The sequence below is a fragment of the Staphylococcus sp. AntiMn-1 genome (assembly GCF_001663395.1).
GTDB lineage: Bacteria > Bacillota > Bacilli > Staphylococcales > Staphylococcaceae > Staphylococcus > Staphylococcus equorum.
The window spans coordinates 987,946-1,010,716 of sequence record NZ_CP012968.1; the positions used below are offsets into that span (position 1 = coordinate 987,946).

Consider the following 22,771-nt stretch of genomic DNA (forward strand, 5'->3'; position numbering starts at 1 on the left):
TTATAAATTTTCTACAATTGATTTTTAGTTATTATACTTTTGCATTTTCTTATTTTTTGAAAAGTTGCAAATTACACTTATATTTTCGGAAAAGTCTGACTATTTATTGATTTCAAAAATAAAAGGCTGTATACTATATGTAAATATAGATAGAGGGGCTGTGTTGAAAATGAAAAACAATACAAATGTTAAATACAATTCATTAGAATCTTTTGTGTCAACGATTAATGATTTAGGTATTGAATTAATCATTGATGAGTCGTTAAGAAATGTCCGTAAACAGCAGTTAGAATACCTCATTGACCACGCGCTTAAGAATAAAAACGAGCAGGATTTCAAACGTTATACTGAAGAATACAGAAACCTGGAGGAATTTCTCGTTGGATAATTTAATAGCTTGTTATTTAAAAATAAGGTCTATTCCCTACTTACACCAATAAGTTAGAGAATAGACCTTTTTGAGTTTTATTTTTACTTATAACTCTTGTTTAAGACATTAATCTAATGAGTTCATGGCGATCGATATCACCAAAATAATGATAAATATCGTAGTTTGAAAATGCTTCTTCAATACTATCAAACTCGTGTAACGTACCTTCTAATGCATTTTCAAGTTCTGTTATGTCACCTTCACCGAAGAAATCTCCAAAAATTCTTGCGTGCTCAATACGACCTTGTTTAACATCTAATTTAATTTGAACGAAACCTTTTTCAAACTTCTCTTCTCTTTCAAAGTTATATTTTGGATTTCTACCATAATTCCAATCCCATGTACGATATTTCTCATTACTCAATGCTTCAATATTTTTCCAATCTTCATCAGTAAGTTGATATGTCTCAACTTGATTTGCTTCTCCAAAAATAGTTTTTAAAATAATATCTTTAAAGTTATCAATATTAATAGGTTCTTCAAGAAATTCTGAAATATTTGCGACTCTGCTTCGTACAGATTTAATCCCTTTAGATTTAATTTTTGCAGGATTAACTTTTAATGCGTTCTGAACTTCATCCAATTCACTATTTAACATTAATGTACCATGACTAAACATACGATCTTTCACTTTTACCATAGCATTACCTGAAATTTTGGCGTTACCTACTTGAATATCATTTCTACCAGTCATTTCAGCATCAACACCCAACGATTTTAATGCTTCAACAATTGGCTCTGTAAATTTTTTAAAATTATGGAAGCTGTTACCATCATCATCTGTTATAAAACTGAAATTTAAATTACCTTCATCATGGTAAACAGCACCTCCACCAGATATACGTCTCACAACATCAATATTATGTGCATCAATATATGGTTTGTTAACTTCTTCAATCGTATTTTGGTTTTTACCAATTATAATAGACGGTCTATTCACATAAAATAGAAAATAGCTGTCGTCTTTCGGCATATTTTTTAATACATATTCTTCCATTGCTAAATTTAATGTTGGATCTGTAATATCATTATTACTAATAAACTTCATCTATTGCACTCCTTTTCCCTAGAAATATACCCTTACCTTATTTATGCTATATTTTCTCTAAAAATGCCAATCATTTACATTAAATATGATAAAAAGTTTCAAAATCGGTTTATATCACACAATTTAATGGTTATTTGTTTATTTGTCTTAAGTTTTTTTGTATAATACTATCTAGTTAGCATTTCTAGGGAGGACTAAAAATGACTGTTGCAGAAGTTGGAAATATAGTAGAATTCTATGATGGTTTAAAAGGCCGTGTAGAGAAAATTAATGATAATTCAGTAATTGTAGATTTAACAATTATGGAGAATTTCAATGATTTAGACTTGCCTGAAAAAACTGTTATTAATCATAAGCGATATACAATCGTTGAACAAGAAGGATAGTAAAAAATGAATAGAATTTCAAAGGCTTTAATATGGTTTCTTTTAAGCTTTATTGTATTCCACATCATCCTCTTCATTATGTGGGGGGAAAAACAAGAGTATTGGTATTTATATACTGGCATTATGCTCATAGCTGGTATTAGTTATATCTTTTATCAAAGAGATATAGAATCTAAGAGATTACTTACTTCTTTAGGTGTTGGAATTGTTACTGGTATTGTATTAATTATTATTCAGCTGATTATTGCAGCAATTTCTTCGGATATAAAATATCTTGAATTAATTAAAGAATTAACAAGAACTGGCGTATATTTTAAATGGCAAATGTTAATAACATTAGTCTTTGTTATACCTTGTCATGAACTCTATATGAGAACAGTTTTACAAAAAGAATTGATTAAATTAAACATACCAAGTTGGCTTAGCATTATAATTACGGCGCTTTGCTCAGCTTCATTATTCTACTATCTAGATAATTTATGGATTGTTTTCTTCATCTTTATCGTACAAATTGCACTCTCAATAAGCTACTTTTATACGCGTAGAATTGCTACCACTGTAATAGCACAAATCGTTGCAGTAGTAATTCTATTAATATTCCATGCTTAACTTATTGCGGAACTTTATACGTTTTATTAAAAATTAAAAACTGGAAGGCGCTCATTAAAATAATGAGCGCCTTCCAGTTTTTTGTGCTATATAAAATAAATATATTATAATGCTCATTTTTCCAGTTATTACAACACTGTTGCATACGAGACACTTGACCAACTAGAATAGTCTAGCATGAATTGAAGGCTACATGCTGAGTCTATAGCCCTATCTTATGCAAACGAGGATATAGTAGTATTTATATTACAATCCTTTAGCCTATGTTATTACATTAAAGCTTTGTTTTTGATTTATTTTATACTGCTCATTTTTCAAATTTCTAGATATTAATTCTACCATCGTTATTTTGCCAGTTTCATGAATAACTGCATTTTCTAAATACTGTCTATAATTTCTATAACAATAATCTGTCATACTTACACGATACATATGATTCAGTCTTATGTTTTTTAAATTAACACGATTAAACGGTGCAGCATTCATATCAATTGTGTAATCCACGCCTTGCCAAAACGTACATAATGTTTCATCAATAATTGTTAAACTGAGTTCACCATGGCTAAATTCTATATGTGAATAGCCATACTCTAGAATATCTTTAATCTGCTGTCCTTTTAAAGTTAAATCAACTGGCACGTCAGGATGCGGATACGCTTTATATAATGCTTCATTGGTTATTGTTGCTTCTAAGCCTTCTTCTCCACTGGTAGGTAAATGTACACATGAAATATCATAATCAAACTCTGAGCGAATACCGTCATGTAAAAGTTGCGTGAAAGGATGGGGCTTCGTAATAACGTCTCCTAAACCATTTACTTGAGCAGAAACGGGCGTAACATTTAAAACTTCTTTCCCCCAATGTTCAACAGTTTTTCTATCATAAAATGTTAAGTTTAGTAAATCCTCATCTTCCTTATACTCATTTAAATCAACAATTTGTGACTCAACATCTTCTAATTCATATGAGGTAGTTCTTTGCTTAAAGTTAATTTTTACATGGACTAATTGTTCCGCATTTTGACCAGCTTGTACATACAATGTTTGATCATCTCTACCTATAAAAGTTTGATGTTGATGACCAGTAATCAGTAAATCAATCACGCCTAATGATTGCATAATTTTTTCCGCTTCATTCACGTTTTGTTCGCGTTCATTTGCGGATTTATTCAGTTGGTTTATACCACCATGATATATGACTATGAGAAAATCTGGCATTTCAGTTTCATGAATAAAGCGAATCCATCTTTTAGAAGCCACTAAAGTTTTATCAATTTGTAGCTCATTTTCCATTTCAAAGTGTTCGCGGTTCATCAATCCGTCTGAAGTTAATCCAACAATAGCTATCTTGACGCCTTCTACTTCTTTTATCGTATAAGGTGTAGAGAAATAAGGTTCTCTTGTACGCTTATATTCAATATTCGCCGATAACCATGGAAACCTGGATAAAGAGACCGCTCTTGAAAAGAAGGACAAACCGAATTTAAATTCATTAGGACTAATACCACTTGCATCATATTGCATAGCATTCATCAGCTTTATCATAGGATGACGCTTATATGGCGCAACAACAGCATAATAAAATGCAGCCAATGAACCAGCCAAACTACCGCCACTGTCCAACAAAATAACATGTTCATTTTCTTTTCTCTTCGTTTTAACGTAAGTACCTGCTCTATATATATTAGAACCATGATCTCCGTTTAGAAAATGACTGTGCATATCTGAAGTTGTGATAACATCTATTGTAATTCTCTCGCTTTTTTTCATATGCCTCTCCCCTCATTTCCTTCAGTTTAACATGTTTCTAAATACCCATGATAGCAAAAGGAAATATTACATTCTAAGAATTTTAATAATTTAAGAAGCCTTGCTTAAATCATTTAATTGCCTCTTTTTAGTGCTTTTACATTATTCTATAAAACATTGAAATTAAAAAACCCTCTCTTGCACTGTTTTCACAAGAAAGGGAATAACTTTATAATTAATCATCTTAAAACTATCAAAATGAAGTTTTAGCCAATTTGAATACGTTCTTTCGGATAATGGTATTTGTCTGGCTCTCTACGCCCACCAATCATAATAATAAAACTAATAAGTCCTACACGACCAATAAACATCAGTACCATCAATACGATCTTACTCATCCCACTAATGTCATCAGTAACACCTAATGATAGTCCACATGTACCAAACGCTGACATGACCTCGAAAAATGCTTGTAGAAATGATATTTTGCCATTTTCAACCACAAGTATTGTAATCGTACCTGCAAATGTGAGTATTCCTGCCATTGTAAAAACAGCAAATGAGCGTTGTACATCTGTTGTATGAATTTCACGATTAAATGCTTTAATCGAGGTTTTTTCATTATTATTGCTAAAGTTCAATAAGAATAAGATTAAGATTGCGAAAGTAGTCGTTCTAATACCACCACCTACTGAACTCGGTGAAGAACCTATAAACATTAAGACACTCATAATTACATTCGTACCTTCTCCAAAATTACTTACATCAATGGTTTGTAATCCGGCACTTCTTGTTGTTGCAGATTGGAACAGTGCGTAAAATAACGATTTATGCCACGTCATATTTTGAAAAGCATGGTTATGTTCAAATAATAAAATTATTATTGCGCCGAATACAAACAATACTAAGTAAGTCATTGTTGTAATTTTAGCAAATAATGAAAATCTAAAATTAGGTATTCTATTTTTAATGTATGCTTTTACTTCAATTAATACTGGAAAGCCAATAGATCCTAAAATAATTAAAAACATAACTATAGTCTGAACAAAATAGTCATTAGCATAAGGAATTAACGATTGTCCTGTTATGTCTAAACCGCCGTTTGTCGTTGCAGATACCGCTACAAACATGCCCTGCATAATTGCATATTGCAAATCTGGATTATCTCTATAAAAATAGAATGCTAATAATGACGCTCCAACAAGTTCTATAATTAAAATTGTACGTACAATATCTAGAATCAGTTTAACTGTACCACTCATGGTATCTTTATTATTATCAAGCATAATAAGCTGACGTTCACGCATGCCAATATGTTTTCCTAAAAACACCCATAGCATCGTACCAATGGCCATGACGCCAATACCACCGATATTTAGAATAATCATAATTATGATTTGTCCAAAAGTAGTATATGTCTCAACGATATTAACAGGTGATAAACCAGTCACACTCACGCCTGAAACTGCTACAAACAAAGAATCAATCGGGTCAACATTGATTCCAGATTTGTGAACAAATGGTAAATTAAGTAACAAAAATGCTACGATAATTGCAACAATATAATACATCACTATCCCTTGTTGAGGACTTGATTTTTTTAACAATTGATTGAAAATGGACAACGTTTATTCACCCCAACGCTACTTCAATTTAATCTTGATATCCTTAAGCTTACCATCTCTGTATATTTTAGCTGGTAATGTATCCAAATCATCTTTATGATTAAAAATAATTTGTCTATATCTTAGATTATCTTCTAATTCTTTACCATCTAATTCTACTATTACATCATCTTTTTGCAACCCAGATTTTTCACCTGTTGAATTTTCTTTAACTTCACCAATTAATACACCTGATTTCACATCTTCAGGTAGTTGTAATGATTGACGCATTTCATCATCGATATCGGCAACATTCATGATACGAATACCTGTATTAGGATATTTGACTTCACCTTTAGCTTCAAGTTCTTTTGCTATTGATTCAGCTTGATTTACTGGAATTGCAAATGCAATACCTTCTACATTATCCATATCTATCTTCAACGATGCAATGCCTATTAATTTACCATCTCTATTAACCACGCCACCACCAGAGTTACCAGGGTTTACTGGCGCATCGATTTGAAATGCATCCATTAATACATCATATTGTTCATCTTTATCAATATCTACAGGAATATGACGATTAAGACCTGATACGATTCCTTCTGAAACACTACCTTTAAAATCAACGCCTAGTGGATTCCCTACCACGATAATAGGTTCCCCTAATACTAAAGTGCTTGAATCACCCATTTCGATTGGTTTAACGTCGCTCCCAGACTTAACCTTTGCTTTAACCACTGCAATATCAGAGAATTTATCTGTACCAATAACTTTTCCTATTGAGTAGTCTCCATTACCATATGTAATCTTCTGTTCTTTCTTGTCTCCTACTACATGCGCATTTGTCATGATAAAAATAGAGTCGCCTACTTTTTTGTAGACGACACCTGATCCTAGCTCATTTTCTTTACCTGCTTCTTGTGTCTCTTTCTCTGCAGAAGAATCTTTGTTGCTTGTATCATTCTCAACCGTTACTACTGATTGCGTAGCACTATTAGCGCTCTTCATAGTTGTGGTATATGACTTTTCTTTACCCTTATTACTTTGGAAAATACTATCCTTGTCATTACCGTTTTGATCAACGTTAGCAAATATTGCATTCATCAATGTTAATAATAATATAACTGCAATAACAATAAGTACTTTAGGCCAATGTTCCTTAAAGAAATATTTAATCTTATCAACGTTGCTTAATTGTCCATTTTGATTGGTGTGATTTGGTCCTTGATGTTGAGATGCATGTTTGTTACGCGCTGTTGTTTGCGCTTTTTCTTCTTTTGCATCTACATCATTTTCTTCAACGTATGTTTCAACTCGAGATTGTTGTGCTTCTTCTGAATAAAAGTTATCTTCTTCATCAATTTTTGACGATTGATTTTTTGATAATGTGCTCTGCTCAGTAACCACTGTATCATTTTCTGTATTCTCTCGATGATCATCTGTTTCTTGCTCAGACTTACTTTGAGTATGATAATTAGCATTTTGCTTCTGTGGGTAACTTGAGGACTGTGTGGTATCTGATGACTGTTTATCGCTTGGTATATCTATATTTTCTTTAGAACCACTTTGTTTAGCCATCAAAGCCTGTTGTTGTTGTATCTCTTCTTGTGTTAGCTTTTCGATACGTGCTTTTCGTAAATTTTCTTTCACACGCTCTTCATTATTTTTGGCTAATTTTTGCGCTTTTTCTTTACGCTGTTCTCTGGCCTCATGCTCTAAATGTACACGTTGTTCACGTTCTTCATTATGAAAAAACTCACGTCGTTTACGTCCATATTTTTCTTTAGGAATGACGTGTTTTTTATTTTGAGTCACCTTAATCCCCCTAATCTTACATAAATCTTCACTATCTATTATGACATAATATAATAGATAATTCTTCTTTATTTTCTTTTATAAAAGTAGATACATTCTGATTATAATCACTTTCTTTCTAAATTTCTAACTTTAAATGATTTTCTCAAATATTTTGACACATCCTTGCTCAATTTTAGTAAACGACAATATTAAAATTTATAAATAATACCTTACATGTTTTTACATAAAAAAACTGGAAAACCTCTATGAGCTTTTCCAGTTACTTTAACATTTACTTTTGCTTTTCTTTTTTCTTGTTATTTCTTAATGAAGTTAACCAACCAATAACTACTAACAATATCATGACAGTCCAGAAAATAGATTGCCATAACGTACTATGTGGGAAGTGTTCAGGTAAAACAGCGATTTCTTCATGCGCAAGAACCATGACCACTAATTTAACACCTACCCAACCAACAATAGCAAACGCTGCGCCTTCTAAACCTGGGTATTTGTTTAATAAGTTTACAAACCATGTTGCAGCGAAACGCATAATTACAACGCCCAACATACCACCTATGAACATAACAGCAAACTGACCTAAGTCCATTCCGCCGAAGTGGATGCCAACTGCTGGTAATGTCACTGCAATTGCAAGAGCTGCAAGCATTGAATCAATAGCAAATGCAATATCTGCAAATTCAACTTTTAATACAGTGCCCCAAAATTCTTTAGGGCTTGCGTGAATCTCTCCACCATCTTCATCAAAGTGATGATCATCACCAGCTTCTTGTTCTTCCTTATCTTTCTCTTTAAAGAAGGATATCAAATTGGTTATGGACATATATAGTAGGTATAATGCACCAAGTGCTTGTATCCACCAAAGATTTGCGATAATACTGATTAAGAATAAAGAAATAAAACGGAATACTAATGCACCTAATAAACCATAAAACAAAGCTTTTTTTCGTTGTTCAGGCGGTAAATGTTTAACCATAACTGCCATAACTACGGCATTATCTGCAGCCAATAGTCCTTCTAAAAATACTAGAACAACGAGCACCCATAAATAAGGTAAAATCATACTTGGATCCATCTAGGACAACTCCTTAATTTTTTAAACATAAAAATAGAGACCTAAGCTAAGTTAGTGTATTGCCGCTATTTAATTTAGTTCATTTAGTTTTTATACACTAAAGAACAAATCAATCACGTTATTCACTATTAGCAAAGGTCTCACTCGACAGTTTGTATCTGCCCATTTTACCGGAAGCAATCAAGCTTCGTAATGACGATAAAATGACTATGTTAAAAATATATATAAAGTATTTTCTTTAAGCATATAAATGCATGCTTCATATATATTTTTAATAAAAGTTGAGTTACTCCCCTCTGACTACAAAGTCATAGGTATTCTATTAATATCGTTATTATACACAAAATATAGTTTTATAACAAACCATATAATTTAATTTCTGGAAACTTCTCTTCAAACCATCTCGTTGCAAATTCATTATCAAATAAAAACACATAATTTTCATAAATATCTTTAACTAAAATTGAACGCGAGGTACTCATCTTGTCTTTAACTTCTTCTTCATTTTCTATCCAACGTGCAATTTTCGGACCGACTGCCTCCATGACAACATCGACATTGTATTCATTTTTTAAGCGGTGTTCGAATACTTCAAATTGTAACTGTCCAACTGCCCCAATAAGAATTTGGTTTGTGTGTAGTGCTTTATAATATTGAATCGCACCTTCTTGAACTAATTGTTCAATACCTTTATGAAAGTGCTTTTGTTTCATAACGTTTTTAGCTGAAACTTTCATAAATAACTCTGGCGTAAATTGTGGTAATTCTTGGAAACTGAATTTTTGATTACCACCAACTAACGTGTCACCAATTTGGTAATTACCAGTATCATACAAACCAATAATATCTCCAGCCACCGCATGGTTTACTGTTTCTTTATCATCAGCCATGAATGATGTTGAACGTGTGATTTTTTGTTTTTTCTTGGTACGCTGTAACGTAACATCCATGCCACGTTCAAAGGCACCGCTTACTACACGCATAAAGGCAATACGGTCTCTATGTTTAGGGTCCATGTTCGCTTGGATTTTGAAAATAAATCCTGAAAAATCTAAATCATAAGGTTTTACTTCCACTTCTTCTTTTGTTTGACGACTATGAGGCATTGGTGCATGATCCACATAAGCGTTTAAGAAGTTTTGAACTCCAAAATTAGCTAATGCCGAACCGAAAAATACAGGCGTTAATTCACCATTTAGTAATGCTTCATTATCAAAGTCTTCGCCCGCTTCTTCTACTAGCATCAACTCTTCAATAGCTTGAGAAAACGCGCTATCATTTTTCATTTTATGATCTTCTTCTAATTCAAAATCATCATTTAAATGCAGCGTATTTTCTTCTTCTCTAAAAGGCTCAATTGTATGTGAGTCGCGATCGATAATACCAAAGAAATTTTGTCCCATTCCTATCGGCCAATTCATGGGATATGTTTCAATTTCTAAAGTAGATTCAATTTCATCTAATAATTCAAATGGTTCTTTACCAACACGATCAAGTTTATTAATAAAAGTAAAGATTGGAATACCTCTCATTTTACAAACTTTAAAAAGTTTTAGTGTTTGTGGTTCAATTCCTTTTGCACAGTCAATTACCATTACAGCACTATCTACTGCTAAAAGTGTTCTATATGTGTCTTCTGAAAAATCTTCGTGTCCTGGCGTATCTAGAATGTTGATTTTATAGTGATCATAATCAAATTGCATCACTGAACTTGTAACTGAAATACCACGCTCTTGTTCTACTTTCATCCAGTCACTAGTTGCAAATTTTCCACTTTTTTTACCTTTAACAGTTCCTGCTTCTCTAATCGCACCACCAAATAATAATAACTTTTCAGTTAATGTGGTTTTACCAGCATCAGGATGAGATATAATTGCAAAGGTTTTTCTTGATTCTACTTCTTCCTTTATACTCATTTTTAGTCTCCTTTAATCCTCAAGTATCAATTTGACAATGTCAGTGGCAATCTTAGTTGCTGTAGACTCGTCAAGTAACGTAAACAAGTGTATCACAAGTTCATCATTGATATCATCTTCATTTAATGTTGTATCTATTTCTAATGACCAATTTAATTCTGGCAACGCAATTAAGTATACTTCCGCTTCAGTATTTTCATAAATATATAAATTTGAATGCACATCATTACAATCTATATTGCTAATCTTCAACTGGCCCACCACCAAATTTTTTATATGCCGCTTCTAAACCAATCAAATCATCTCTATGAGGTACTTTTACATGGCCGGGCATAATCTGATACGGCTCCCGCCCTTTCGAAGCTAATACTACTGTATCTCCAGGTTCAGCGATATCAATCGCATGGCGAATTCCTTCTGCACGATCATCAAATTCAATGTAATTTTGATGTGTCGCACCTTGTGCTAGTGCCTGTGTTAACACTTTAGGCTCATCGTTTGCTGGATTATCTGGTGTGAAAACCACGTAGTCCGCACGGCATGCAATACGTCCCATTTCAGGTGCTTTGCTCATATCTCGTTCTCCTGCCAAACCACATAAGAAAATTAATTTTTGTGAAGTAAAGGGTTGAACTGCATCAATTAATTTATCCATACCATCTGCTGTATGTGCATAATCAATAATCAAATCAATTGGTAACGTTTCGTCTAATACTTCGAGTCTGCCTTCGACTGGTTCTAAATTTTCAACTGCTTTTACAATTTCACTTAGATTAACGCCCTTACTCCAAACAGCAATCATTGCTGCCATAATATTAGAAACATTAAAAAGCCCGACATATGGTGATTTCACATAAAAATTACCCTCTGGCGTTACAAAATTAAAACTCGCACCCTGTAATGATTCATTTATATTTTCAGCCATAAATTGTGCTTTGTTATTAATGCCGTAAGTAAATGCTTCAAATGGTGATACTGACGCAAGATATTCAGAAAATCCATCATCTTGATTTAACACAACAAACTTTTCTTGAGACAAATCTTGGCCAAGTTGGCTAAATAATAGTGATTTTGCATGGCCATATGCTTCCATCGTACCGTGAAAATCTAAATGGTCTTGTGTTAAATTTGAAAAAATTGCCACATCAAAGTTAACACCACTTAAGCGTCCCAATGATAACCCATGACTTGAAACTTCTAAAGTCATAGCTTCAGCTTTCTTTTCAACAGCTTCATTGATTTTTTTAGTTAAAGCTACAGTTTCTGGTGTAGTATTAGAGCCTTTTGATTTTTCTTCATTAATCTGAAAACCATTTGTTCCTAAGTAAGCACTACCTTTACCTAATTTTCTATAGATATGGTGTATCATTGTAGCAATTGACGTCTTACCATTTGTTCCTGTAACACCATAAGTGACAAGCTGTTTACTTGGATAATTAAATAACTTGTTTGCTAATAGACTTGCTACGCGTAAAGTATCAGGTACTATGATTTGTGTCACATTACCGTCTAATTCTTGCGCTTGACTTACGACGACGATTTGGCAGCCTTGGTTTACTACGTCTTGACAGAATTTGTGACTATCAACAGTATAACCTTTCGATGCTACAAAAACGCTACCTTGTTGTGCAGTACGAGAATCAGTTGTGATATCTGTTACATCTCTCTCTAACGTACCGACAACTTGTTTTACTCTTATTTTTTCAAATAACAAATTTGCATCCAACATTTATCGCTCCTTTATTTCCAATACTTCTATTATACACGTTTTTCTTTGATTTTATAGAATCTATTATCTAGATTATAATAATTTCTTCCTATTATATATGTGCTTTTATAACAGGAAAATCACATGATTTTTTTGAGTTTAAATTAGCTTTGAATTCCTTTGTTAAATTTATGTAACTAATTTGTTAATGCTTTCTATATATTCACTTAATTTTTACTTTTCAAGCATACATTTATATTAAGCGTGGTAATGTATTAATATACAATGACTTGATTTACTGCATACATATTTCTGAATTCAGTATGAATCATTTCATATCAGTATGTAAAATGATATAATCTTCAGTAATTATGTTTTTTCTTTCGCATGTCAAAGAAATGCGTTAAACTTAGCATGAGCTAAATTTATACTATTGGAGGGTGGCTTAAATGGTTACTCAAAATAAAAAAATACTAATCCTTACTGGATCCTTTGGTAATGGTCATTTACAGGTTACTCAAAGTGTAGTGAACCAGTTTAACGAAATGAATCTAGACAATTTAACAGTTATTGAACATGATTTGTTTTTAGAAGCTCACCCAATACTGACTTCTATATGTAAAAAGTGGTACATTAACAGTTTTAAATATTTCAGAAATATGTACAAAGCATTTTACTATAGTCGTCCCGACCAATTAGACAAATGTTTCTATAAATACTATGGACTTAATAAATTAATAAATTTACTGTTAAAGGAAAAGCCTGATTTAATCTTGCTTACTTTCCCAACACCAGTAATGTCTGTTTTAACAGAACAATTTGATATGAACATTCCTATTGCAACTGTGATGACAGATTATAGAATGCAAAAGAACTGGATAACTCCTCATTCTCAAAGATATTATCTAGCTACAGAAGATTTAAAAGATGAGTTTGCTAGCATAGGTATTCCTAAATCCCAAATAAAAGTTACAGGAATCCCTATCGCAGATAAATTCGAAGAGGAAATTGATAAAACATCGTGGCTACGCCAAAATAATTTAGCCCCTGACAAACCAACAATACTCATGTCTGCAGGTGCCTTTGGTGTATCAAAAGGTTTCGATCAAATGATACAAGAAATATTAAACCGAAGTCCTCACTCTCAAGTCGTAATGATTTGTGGTAAAAATAAAGAATTGAAACGTACGTTATCTGCACAATTTAAAAATTACGACAACGTACTTATCGTAGGCTATACTAAGCATATGAATGAATGGATGGCTTCAAGCCAATTGATGATTACTAAACCAGGCGGCATCACAATATCCGAAGCCTTGACACGTCAAACACCTATGATTTTCTTAAATCCTGCTCCAGGTCAAGAGTTAGAGAATGCAAATTACTTTGAAGAAAAAGGATTTGGTTTGATTGCTGATACACCTGAAGAAGCAATTCAACAGGTGGCAACATTAACAAATACACCATCAAAAATAGCAGAAATGACTCAGTCAATGAATGAATCTCGAATTCCATATTCAACCTACAAGTTGTGTAATGACTTGTTAAATTTACTAGATCATTCATCTCGCTATGAAGAAGTTTACGGAAAGGTTCCTTTATATGCAAAGCTCTTCGTTAAATAAAGATAATTATCATTCAAGTAAAAACTTTATAATATTGTTAGTAATTTTGTTCTTAATGGAATTTGCCCGAGGCATGTATATATTAAGTTACTTAGCATTACTTCCAACAGCAACCTCAATTGCGGTAGGTATTACATCTATCGCTATTTCTGCTCATTTTATAGCTGATGCAACAACCAACTTCGTGATTGGTTTTTTACTTAAACGATTAGGCACGAAACTCGTACTCACATTAGGCTTCCTACTTGCATTCGGAAGCTTGTTCTTAGTCATTTGGTTCCCGACTTCTCCGATTGTTCTAATTATCAGTGCAGTACTACTTGGTATAGCTGTTAGTCCTATTTGGGTTATTATGCTTGCAAGTGTCGATGAGAAAAATCGTGGCAAACAAATGGGATATGTTTATTTTTCATGGCTCCTCGGTTTACTTGTGGGTATGGTGGGCATGAATCTTATCTTCAAGTTCCATCCGACGAAATTTGCATTTATGATGGCGTTAGTAGTACTAATTGCTTGGATTTTATATTACTTCGTGAAGATAAGACTTACGAATTATAATACTCGACCAGTTAAACAACAATTAGGTCAAATCGTAGATGTGACAAAACGTCATTTAATTTTATTCCCAGGTATTTTATTACAAGGTGCTTCTATCACAGCATTAGTTCCTATCCTACCTACATATGCAACAAAAGTTGTCGGTGTATCTACAGTAGAATATACTATGGCACTTGTATTTGGCGGTATTGGTTGTGCAATCTCAATGCTCTTCTTATCAAAAGTCATTGATAAACATGGCACATTATTTATGTACTGCGTCATTTTTGGTGGTTTTATATTATATACGATAATGATATTTGGTCTATCACTGATTACAGATATTGCACTTGTATGGATATTGGCAATCTTTATTGGTCTGATGTATGGTATATTACTACCTGTATGGAACACATTTATGGCAAGCCATATACATATAGATGAACAAGAAGAGACTTGGGGCGTATTTAACAGTGTACAAGGATTTGGTTCAATGATTGGTCCGCTTGTCGGTGGCTTAATCACCCAATTCACAGCTTCTGTAAATAATACGTTTTATTTCTCAGCATTATTATTCTTATTCTTAGCTATATTCTATGGCATATACTTTATTAGAAATAAAAAATATCACCTTAACTCATAACATATTCACAAAGATTATAATCACAAAATAAGGAGTCACTAACAATTTGTTAGTGACTCCTCTTTAATTCCATTTTTTATCGTAAGCAATCATAGATGCTACTAATGGGCATTATTTAAGCTAAGTTAAAGTTATCTAATACTTTCCATTTTTCATCTTTCTCATCGTAATAAACTAAAGAAAGTTGTTCAATTGTTTCTTTATAATCAATACCCGCTAATTTCAATTGTCCATAAATATCTTCGAACTCTTGGCTTGTTAGTCCTTGCGCAATTGTGAAATGTGGTACAAATGAGTGATCTGGCACGCCATGAAAATCACCATTGTTAAATTTGTAGAATAATTTTTCTAAAGTTTCAGTTTTTTCAACTTTAAAATAAATGACATTGGTAATCGGCGCGAAGTTCGATGCTTTTGTTGCATGAACATCAACTGCTGGTATACCCTCAAGTCTAGATTTAATTGTCTCTTTGACAGATTCTAAATCGCTATCGTTTATTTTAAATTGCCCCTTAATCGTGATATGCGGCATAATTGACGCATAGTGAGCATCATAACGCTTACGATATGCATTCACTTCATCTTGAAACGCTTTTGACGGAATTAATGCTAATCCTAAAATCATTTAAATTCCTCCTTTGTTTAACATAACTACATTATATCAAATTTCTGAAAAATTCGTTACTTTAAACTAAATTTTATTCAGATTATTAAAATGAAATATTATCTGACAAAAAATACTTTAGCAAATCATCGAGTAAATGCTTCCATGATTTCCATCTATGGCCGCCTTCAAACTCTATGTAATGATGCGTGAAGTTATTTGCTTCAATAATGGATTTCAGTTCACGGTTAGGCGTTAGAAAATCTGCACGTTTACCGTTTGTTGGTAACTCAAAGTCTTCTTCTTCTAAACCAACAGCATGCCATATTGTTAACTGTTCTTGAAATTGACATCGTTCAATTAAAGTCTGAATCACTTCATCATGTTGTGGACTTAATAAACCGACTTGACTAAAAATTCTTGGATAAGATAAAGCAGTCATTAAGGCTACGCTTCCAGCTAAACTATCTCCAAGTAATATACGCGCATTACCTACTTTATATGTAGGAAACGTTCGATCAATGAAAGGTAAAATTTCGTTCGCTACCGCTTTAACTGTTAAATGCGTACGCGCTCCTTGTGGATGAAATTCAGCACGGCGTTTATCAACGTCTTCATAATGAAAGCCAACGAAGATTGCTTTTTCAATTTCATTCGTTTCACGTAGATTTTCATAACTTCTATGAATTCTTCCAAAACTAAAAAAATCTAAACCATCAAAACAAAATACAACTTTATACTTAAATAATTCTGAAAAATCTTTTGGTAAGTAAATAGATAGTGTGACATCTCTTTCTAATAATTCGCTAGGAAAACTAATTTTATTAATTCTTCCTGGTTGAAAATCATACATAAATAATGCGCCCCCTAGTAGTCTTAATGACATTGTACCAAGAGACGCATTATTTTAAAATATTTCAACTTAATTTTTATAAATTGAATACTGAGTTATTCCTCAAAATTTTCTTCTTTTAGGCGTTTAGGATAATCTTTGTGCCAGAAGACAGCATTAGGTAATTTCTTAGGATCTGGTTTATAAATTGCTTTTTTACCTGATCCAAGGTCGTTCTTCTGTTTCTCATAATCTTTCAAAGCGTTAATTGCAGGCTTATGCAATATCCAAATAGCAATGATATTTAGCCAAGCCATCATACCTACACCTAAATCACCCATCATCCACGCTAAGTCAGCAGTTTTAACTGCACCATACACTGTAGCTGCAATGAGAACAGTTCTAGTGATATTAATATAAACAAAAGTCATTTTTTTCGAACTTTTTCTAGTTAGATACGTAATATTGGTTTCAGCAATATAGTAATATGCCAATATTGTTGTAAAGGCAAAGAAGAATAGTGCAATCGCAATGAAGTATGACCCTATTCCTGAGAATGCAGGATCGAATTGATAACCACTTCCTTGGAAAGCTTTATCAATACCAGCTTGCGCGTACATTGCTGTACCAGAGTAATCTTTATCTCCATTCGACGTCTCTACAAAAACACCATTATCTTTAATCAAACTGGATTTACCGTCTGACATGTCAGCATTACCAGTGACATTATATGTACCTGAAAGTAAAATTATTAAACCTGTTGCCGTACACACAAAAAGTGTATCAATATATACTGAGAATGATTGTACTAGACCTTGTTTAGCTGGATGAGATACTTCTGCTGCAGACGCAGCATGTGGCCCCGTCCCTTGACCTGCTTCATTGGAATATAGACCTCTTTTAACACCAATTTCAATCATTGCCCCAACGATCCCACCAAATGCTGCTTCAAACCCAAACGCAGATTTGAATATTAAAGCAAATAGCGCAGGAACTTGTTCAATATTAATAAATATAATAACAACTGCCATTAAAATATATAAAATTGCCATAAACGGAACAACTGCTGTTGCAGCGTTTGCAATCCATTTAATACCACCGAAAATAATTAAAGCAATTAATACTGCCAAAATTGTTGCGACTATCCATGGATCAAAACTAAACGCATTTTTCATTGAACTAGAAATTGCGTTGGATTGAACACCTGGTAATAATAAACCTACTGAAATTACTGTTACTACAGCAAAGATTAAACCATAAATTTTACCGAGTTTACCTTTGATACCATATTCGATATAGAATGCTGGTCCACCTCGGTATTGCCCCTTTTCTTCCCTTTTATAAATCTGACCGAGTGTAGATTCAATAAATGCACTACCAGCTCCTAAAAATGCTGATGCCCACATCCAGAATATTGCACCAGGACCACCAATGAATATGGCAGTTGACACCCCTACAATATTACCAGTACCTACACGACCTGCTAATGATAGTGCAATCGCTTGGAAACTGGATATACCTGTAGGTGATTTCTCCCCTTGAAACATTAGACGTATCATTTCTTTAAAATGTCTAACTTGGAAAAAGCGTAACATAAATGAAAATAATACCCCCGTAAGTAACAAACCATAGACTAAAGGCTTGCTCCATACAATATCATACAACCACGTAAGTAAACTCTCTAACATAACGTATCCCCCTTGTTGTACCATTATGTATAATGATATTTTTTATCATTATACACATATAAAATATTCCGCGCAACGCATTTCATAAGTTATCTTTTTCACAAATTATATATTTTCGATTGTGAATTAATAATAAAAATTTTTAATGACTTAAATTCTCCATCGAAATAATTTTACACTATTTAATGCATTATGTGACTTTACTTAATATTCTATAAAGTTATTTGAATCGATTTAATTATTCATCGAATTGACATCAATTTTTATCTTTTGTTCTGTAGCTATTTGAGATATACTGAATAGTACTTCAAATACGATTTTTTAGGAGGAAAAGTCCTATGCTTAATAAGGTTTGGTTTAGAACAGGTGTTGCCTTGCTCATCCTGTTTTTACTTATCAAATTAGTAATGGAAGTCCATAGTGTATTCACACCATTTATTGTTATTATTCAATCGGTATTGTTACCACTGTTACTTAGCGGCTTCTTATTCTATGTCTGTTTACCTTTTCAAAAAATTCTTGAAAAATACAAAGTTCCACGTTGGGGTAGTATAACAATTATCTTGATTGCGTTAGTTATTATTATAAGCAGCTTTGTAGGTTATATTGCACCGCTGATAATAGATCAAATTTCAAAATTAATTAAACAAATCCCAGCTCTACAAAATGAAATTCAAAGCATTGTTAATTTTGCTTTAGATCAAATGGAAAGATTACCAGCAGATGTAACAGACAGAATTAATAATATGATTAAATCAATGAGCGATGGTGCTACTAGTATATTATCTAATTCATTAGGGTTTGTGACATCATTTATTTCTACTATGTTTCTACTTATCATGGTGCCATTCTTCCTAATTTATATGCTAAAAGACCACGAAAGATTCATTCCTTTTATTGCAAGATTATTTAAAGGGGATAGAAAAGTATTCGTAGTTGAATTATTAAAAGACTTAAATGAAACAGTTAAATCTTATATTCAAGGTCAAGTAACTGTAAGTATTATTTTAGGTATCATTTTATATATTGGTTATTCTATACTAGGACTTAACTATACATTATTACTTGTTATGTTTGCCTGTCTTGCCAATATGATTCCGTTCTTAGGCCCTTGGATGGCATTTGTACCAGCTGGAATCATTGGCATTATACAAAGTCCAACAATATTTATTTGGGTCTGTATCATTACACTGATTGCACAACAGCTAGAAGGAAATGTCATTACGCCAAATGTTATGGGTAAATCTTTAAACATCCATCCATTAACAGTCATTGTTGTAATTTTAGCAGCAGGTAACCTTGGTGGTTTTGTACTCATTCTTGTAGCAGTGCCACTATATGCTATTATTAAATCTATCGTCCGTAATGTATTCCGGTATAGACAACAACTTATTGAAGCAGCTAATAGTGATGTCAAAGATTAGCTCGTTTATAAAATCAAAAATCCATTATTATTTAACAAAAAAAGCTGAAAGATTCTTTTAATGTAAAAGACCTTTCAGCTTTTTAGTTTTCCATCAATGTACCATTTTCATAGTTTAAAAAAACACCTCTAACGTGCAATGTTAATTTCTACACATTGCATGTTAGAGGTGTTTTGATTATTATTTAACGATATGATAACCACTGTCAACATGAATGTTTTCACCAGTTACTCCACTAGAGAAATCACTTAATAAGTATGCTGCAGTTTTACCTACTTCTTCTTGATCAACATTACGTTTTAATGGTGCGCGTTCTTTTATCTCATTTAAAATCGTATTGAATCCGCCTACACCTTTTGCACTTAAAGTACGTATTGGTCCTGCTGAGATTGCATTTACACGAATATTGTCTTCACCTAAATCTAATGCTAAATAACGGACATTTGCTTCTAAACTTGCTTTAGCTACACCCATAACATTATAATTTTGAACAGCAAATTCTCCACCTAAGTAAGTTGTAGCTACGATACTACCACCTTCAGGCATCAATTTTTTAGCTTCACGTGACACGATTGTTAATGAGTACGAACTTATGTCTTGCGCTAATAAAAAACCATCGCGAGAAGTATCTATGAAACGACCACGTAAATCTTCCATGTTTGCAAAAGCGATTGAGTGATAAACACCATTAATGTTTCCGACTTCTTCGCCAATTTTCGCAAAACCGTCAACAACATCTTCATCTTTTTGAACATCAATTTGGTACATATGATGTGTTTCTTGATTCAGTTGTGCTACTAATTTTTCCAACTCTTTTTTACTTCTATCTTTACGATATGTAAATACTAAATTTGCACCTAATTCATCTAATACTTTAGCTACTCCAAATCCGATACTACGTTTATTAGCAATACCCATAATGACAAACGTTTTATTTTTTAAATTAAACATGAGAATAACTCCTTTATTTAAGTTTTCATTTTAAACCGATTCGAGAAATCATCAGAAAGCTTTGGCTCATTGGCTCGATTCCAATTCCAATATCCTTTATTTTAACATTGGTTTAATTGTTTAAACAGTTTTTTTGCTATATATAATTTATTTAATAAATATCTACACCTTCTAATGAATAAAAGATATTTTCAACCTATGTATAAAAGTAAGGCGTCAGAGGTATCAAAACATAAAAAACACTTTTTCAACTTAACGCTATACTCTTTACTAATAATAAAATTCTAATTCACGTTTCAATTCATCCACATATTCTTTAGACCCAGTTACAATCACTCTATCTCTATAACGTAATTGTGTATCACCATGAGGTACGATAGACTCATTATTTCTAATGATACGTACAAAGATAATATCACCATCGAATGGGAAATTACGTAATTGAATTTGGTCATATTGATGATTTAACATTGCAATTTCATATAATGAAGTTTCAACATTACTTAAAAGATTAAGCATGTTTGGTGTTTCAATTAGACCTTTCAGTAATATCTTGTTACTCAAATAGCTACTGAATACTTCTATGCCTTCTCTTTGTAGTTCAATATCACTAGAACTTGATTCTAACCTACAAATCACTCGTTTAACGCCACGTTCTTTAGCCATTAAAGCAACTTTTCGGTTTATATCATCATCATTAGTTGAACAGACTACAATATTTCTTTCAAATAATCCTAAACGTTCCAACAATTCTTCTTCATAATCTGCAATTTCAACCATAGAAATTGCATCAGAAAGCTTGCGTTTATCACTTAAATCATTTCTATAATAAAGTGAAACTTGATAAAGTTGTGAAGTTAAATTTTGAGCGATAGGTATTGTTAATTGATTTTTACCGATTAAGCTAACTTCAATTTGTCTTGTTGCTTCATCTGGCATTGGGAACATCTTTTTAAAGACAATAGGTACAAATACACATGTAATAACTGCACTTAGTATTAAAATACCTGATATTTCACTAGAAATAGTACCTAATTGTTCAGCAATTTTCGCCGATGCGATTACTAAAGACAATGTTGAAGTTAGTAGAAAGGCCGAAGAAATTGTAGTTTTCATATCAAACCATCTACGTATATAAAACACAGGAACTAATTTCGAAATTAAAAATGCTAATATTAAAAAGGGTATTATTAATAATAACGAAGGTTCTTTAATTAACTCTGGAATATTTAAATCTACCCCTACCATTATAAAAAATATAGGAATAAAGAAACCATAACCAAATGAGTCTAACTTCTCTACCATATCTTCATCTGGACCTAAGAGTGATACAACGACACCAGCTAAAAATGCCCCAAGTATATTTTCAGCTCCTACGCCTTCTGCTAAAGCTACTAACAAAATAATCAATGCAAAGACTGCACGTATTCCAATTTGTGTCGTACCATCCATCAACATTTGTAGGAACTGCGCTTTCTTGAAGATGCCTCCTAAGAAATAAAAGATTAGCGTAAATACTACTAAACTACCAATTAACCAAAGTGATGTACTACCAGAAGCATGTATCGCACCATAACCTGTAAGTAATATCATTGTCACTAAATCTGCTAATACAGCAACAAGTAAGATAAATTGTCCTATTGTAGTACGCATAATGTTCATTTCTTTTAAAGTTGGTACTACTACACCTAATGAAATTGTTGAAATAATAATTACCATAAGTAAGACATCATCAATTAAACCAAACCATTTAAACATATAAGCAAATACAATTGAAATAATCATAATAGCCATAAATACAATAACTGCTAATTGTAAATGCCCAGGTTCTTGTTTTTTAGATTTTTCTTCTTGTGCAGTCGAACTTTTATCTTTTTTAAATGCTTTAAAATCTATTTCTAAACCACTTAAAAACATTAAAAAGATAAATCCTAAAGTGGATAAAATATTAAGCATCGCATCGCGTTCTACTAAATTTAAAAATGAGTGACCAATGACGATCCCCATTAATATTTCAGCAACTACGACAGGTAAAAAACTAACACGTAGTCTATTGACTAAAATTGGTGTTAAAAATGCCGCTAATACAACGACAACAAGCGATAGAAATTCCATATA

19 protein-coding genes are annotated in these 22,771 nt (G+C 32.5%); 6 read left to right on the forward strand and 13 right to left on the reverse strand.

Annotated elements, in window-relative coordinates; genetic code table 11:
* The first annotated feature begins 169 nt into the window (after positions 1–169).
* Positions 170–388: an IDEAL domain-containing protein gene (locus AOB58_RS04870; RefSeq protein ID WP_002508071.1), complete on the forward strand. Its 219-nt coding sequence runs from the start codon at positions 170–172 to the stop codon at positions 386–388.
* A 100-nt stretch (positions 389–488) separates the two neighbouring features.
* Here the strand turns inward: AOB58_RS04870 and AOB58_RS04875 are convergent, their stop codons facing one another.
* The gene (locus tag AOB58_RS04875; protein WP_002508072.1) at positions 489–1,478 is read right to left on the reverse strand and encodes a lipoate--protein ligase; all 990 of its coding nucleotides are present in this window, start codon (positions 1,476–1,478) and stop codon (positions 489–491) included.
* 200 nt (positions 1,479–1,678) lie between these two features.
* Between AOB58_RS04875 and AOB58_RS04880 the strand changes: the two genes are divergently transcribed.
* Together AOB58_RS04880 and AOB58_RS04885 are read left to right on the forward strand one after the other, a co-directional pair.
* Positions 1,679–1,864, forward strand: coding sequence for a YkvS family protein (locus AOB58_RS04880; RefSeq protein ID WP_002508073.1), 186 nt, complete (start codon positions 1,679–1,681; stop codon positions 1,862–1,864).
* Positions 1,865–1,870: 6 nt separating this feature from the next.
* On the forward strand, positions 1,871–2,473 hold the full coding sequence (locus AOB58_RS04885) for a CPBP family glutamic-type intramembrane protease (protein ID WP_002508074.1): 603 nt from the start codon (positions 1,871–1,873) through the stop codon (positions 2,471–2,473).
* Positions 2,474–2,734: 261 nt separating this feature from the next.
* Here the strand turns inward: AOB58_RS04885 and AOB58_RS04890 are convergent, their stop codons facing one another.
* The 7 genes from AOB58_RS04890 to AOB58_RS04920 form a co-directional block, all read right to left on the reverse strand.
* Positions 2,735–4,243 carry a bifunctional metallophosphatase/5'-nucleotidase gene (locus AOB58_RS04890; RefSeq protein ID WP_021339510.1) on the reverse strand — a complete coding sequence of 503 codons (1,509 nt, stop codon included), beginning with the start codon at positions 4,241–4,243 and terminating at the stop codon, positions 2,735–2,737.
* Between the two features lie 245 nt (positions 4,244–4,488).
* On the reverse strand, positions 4,489–5,847 hold the full coding sequence (locus AOB58_RS04895; protein ID WP_002508076.1) for a TrkH family potassium uptake protein: 1,359 nt from the start codon (positions 5,845–5,847) through the stop codon (positions 4,489–4,491).
* Positions 5,848–5,865: 18 nt separating this feature from the next.
* Positions 5,866–7,647, reverse strand: a complete 1,782-nt coding sequence (locus AOB58_RS04900) for a trypsin-like peptidase domain-containing protein (protein ID WP_064783037.1) — start codon at positions 7,645–7,647, stop codon at positions 5,866–5,868.
* Between the two features lie 274 nt (positions 7,648–7,921).
* On the reverse strand, positions 7,922–8,725 hold the full coding sequence (locus AOB58_RS04905; protein WP_002508078.1) for a TerC family protein: 804 nt from the start codon (positions 8,723–8,725) through the stop codon (positions 7,922–7,924).
* A 353-nt stretch (positions 8,726–9,078) separates the two neighbouring features.
* Positions 9,079–10,641: a peptide chain release factor 3 gene (locus AOB58_RS04910; protein WP_021339508.1), complete on the reverse strand. Its 1,563-nt coding sequence runs from the start codon at positions 10,639–10,641 to the stop codon at positions 9,079–9,081.
* A 12-nt stretch (positions 10,642–10,653) separates the two neighbouring features.
* Positions 10,654–10,893 carry a YueH family protein gene (locus AOB58_RS04915; RefSeq protein WP_021339507.1) on the reverse strand — a complete coding sequence of 80 codons (240 nt, stop codon included), beginning with the start codon at positions 10,891–10,893 and terminating at the stop codon, positions 10,654–10,656.
* Positions 10,883–12,367: a UDP-N-acetylmuramoyl-L-alanyl-D-glutamate--L-lysine ligase gene (locus tag AOB58_RS04920; protein WP_064783583.1), complete on the reverse strand. Its 1,485-nt coding sequence runs from the start codon at positions 12,365–12,367 to the stop codon at positions 10,883–10,885. The genes AOB58_RS04915 and AOB58_RS04920 overlap by 11 nt, the downstream gene beginning before the upstream one ends.
* A gap of 431 nt (positions 12,368–12,798) precedes the next feature.
* Here AOB58_RS04920 and AOB58_RS04925 point away from each other — a divergent pair, with 431 nt between their 5' ends.
* A complete protein-coding gene (locus tag AOB58_RS04925; protein WP_064783039.1) occupies positions 12,799–13,974 on the forward strand; it encodes a diglucosyl diacylglycerol synthase in 1,176 nt (391 codons plus the stop codon).
* The gene (ltaA, locus tag AOB58_RS04930) at positions 13,952–15,154 is read left to right on the forward strand and encodes a lipoteichoic acid biosynthesis MFS flippase LtaA (RefSeq protein WP_064783040.1); all 1,203 of its coding nucleotides are present in this window, start codon (positions 13,952–13,954) and stop codon (positions 15,152–15,154) included. Before AOB58_RS04925 ends, ltaA begins: the two co-directional genes overlap by 23 nt.
* A gap of 115 nt (positions 15,155–15,269) precedes the next feature.
* Here ltaA and AOB58_RS04935 read toward each other — a convergent pair whose 3' ends face one another.
* The 3 genes from AOB58_RS04935 to AOB58_RS04945 form a co-directional block, all read right to left on the reverse strand.
* Positions 15,270–15,779 (reverse strand): YjcG family protein, encoded by a 510-nt coding sequence (locus tag AOB58_RS04935; protein ID WP_002508084.1) that lies wholly within the window; start codon positions 15,777–15,779, stop codon positions 15,270–15,272.
* Positions 15,780–15,864: 85 nt separating this feature from the next.
* Complete coding sequence (locus tag AOB58_RS04940) at positions 15,865–16,611, reverse strand: esterase family protein (protein WP_021339503.1); 747 nt, start codon at positions 16,609–16,611, stop codon at positions 15,865–15,867.
* A gap of 95 nt (positions 16,612–16,706) precedes the next feature.
* Positions 16,707–18,278, reverse strand: coding sequence for an alanine/glycine:cation symporter family protein (locus AOB58_RS04945; protein ID WP_046465157.1), 1,572 nt, complete (start codon positions 18,276–18,278; stop codon positions 16,707–16,709).
* 338 nt (positions 18,279–18,616) lie between these two features.
* Here AOB58_RS04945 and cozEa point away from each other — a divergent pair, with 338 nt between their 5' ends.
* Positions 18,617–19,702 carry a lipoteichoic acid biosynthesis protein CozEa gene (gene cozEa / locus AOB58_RS04950; RefSeq protein WP_046465156.1) on the forward strand — a complete coding sequence of 362 codons (1,086 nt, stop codon included), beginning with the start codon at positions 18,617–18,619 and terminating at the stop codon, positions 19,700–19,702.
* A 180-nt stretch (positions 19,703–19,882) separates the two neighbouring features.
* On the opposite strand, the gene fabI is transcribed toward cozEa, so the two are convergent.
* Positions 19,883–20,653, reverse strand: a complete 771-nt coding sequence (gene fabI, locus AOB58_RS04955; protein WP_046465155.1) for an enoyl-ACP reductase FabI — start codon at positions 20,651–20,653, stop codon at positions 19,883–19,885.
* A 270-nt stretch (positions 20,654–20,923) separates the two neighbouring features.
* Positions 20,924–22,768, reverse strand: a complete 1,845-nt coding sequence (locus AOB58_RS04960) for a monovalent cation:proton antiporter family protein (RefSeq protein WP_002508089.1) — start codon at positions 22,766–22,768, stop codon at positions 20,924–20,926.
* Positions 22,769–22,771 lie beyond the last annotated feature (3 nt).

Coding starts and splice junctions, on each gene's coding strand:
- AOB58_RS04945 (WP_046465157.1), bottom strand. CDS start 18,278: ATGTTAGAGAGTTTACTTACGTGGTTGTATGATATTGTATGGAGCAAG.
- AOB58_RS04925 (WP_064783039.1), top strand. CDS start 12,799: ATGGTTACTCAAAATAAAAAAATACTAATCCTTACTGGATCCTTTGGT.
- AOB58_RS04935 (WP_002508084.1), bottom strand. CDS start 15,779: ATGATTTTAGGATTAGCATTAATTCCGTCAAAAGCGTTTCAAGATGAA.
- AOB58_RS04905 (WP_002508078.1), bottom strand. CDS start 8,725: ATGGATCCAAGTATGATTTTACCTTATTTATGGGTGCTCGTTGTTCTA.
- AOB58_RS04910 (WP_021339508.1), bottom strand. CDS start 10,641: ATGAGTATAAAGGAAGAAGTAGAATCAAGAAAAACCTTTGCAATTATA.
- AOB58_RS04960 (WP_002508089.1), bottom strand. CDS start 22,768: ATGGAATTTCTATCGCTTGTTGTCGTTGTATTAGCGGCATTTTTAACA.
- AOB58_RS04870 (WP_002508071.1), top strand. CDS start 170: ATGAAAAACAATACAAATGTTAAATACAATTCATTAGAATCTTTTGTG.
- AOB58_RS04875 (WP_002508072.1), bottom strand. CDS start 1,478: ATGAAGTTTATTAGTAATAATGATATTACAGATCCAACATTAAATTTA.
- AOB58_RS04885 (WP_002508074.1), top strand. CDS start 1,871: ATGAATAGAATTTCAAAGGCTTTAATATGGTTTCTTTTAAGCTTTATT.
- cozEa (WP_046465156.1), top strand. CDS start 18,617: ATGCTTAATAAGGTTTGGTTTAGAACAGGTGTTGCCTTGCTCATCCTG.
- fabI (WP_046465155.1), bottom strand. CDS start 20,653: ATGTTTAATTTAAAAAATAAAACGTTTGTCATTATGGGTATTGCTAAT.
- AOB58_RS04880 (WP_002508073.1), top strand. CDS start 1,679: ATGACTGTTGCAGAAGTTGGAAATATAGTAGAATTCTATGATGGTTTA.
- ltaA (WP_064783040.1), top strand. CDS start 13,952: ATGCAAAGCTCTTCGTTAAATAAAGATAATTATCATTCAAGTAAAAAC.
- AOB58_RS04890 (WP_021339510.1), bottom strand. CDS start 4,243: ATGAAAAAAAGCGAGAGAATTACAATAGATGTTATCACAACTTCAGAT.
- AOB58_RS04940 (WP_021339503.1), bottom strand. CDS start 16,611: ATGTATGATTTTCAACCAGGAAGAATTAATAAAATTAGTTTTCCTAGC.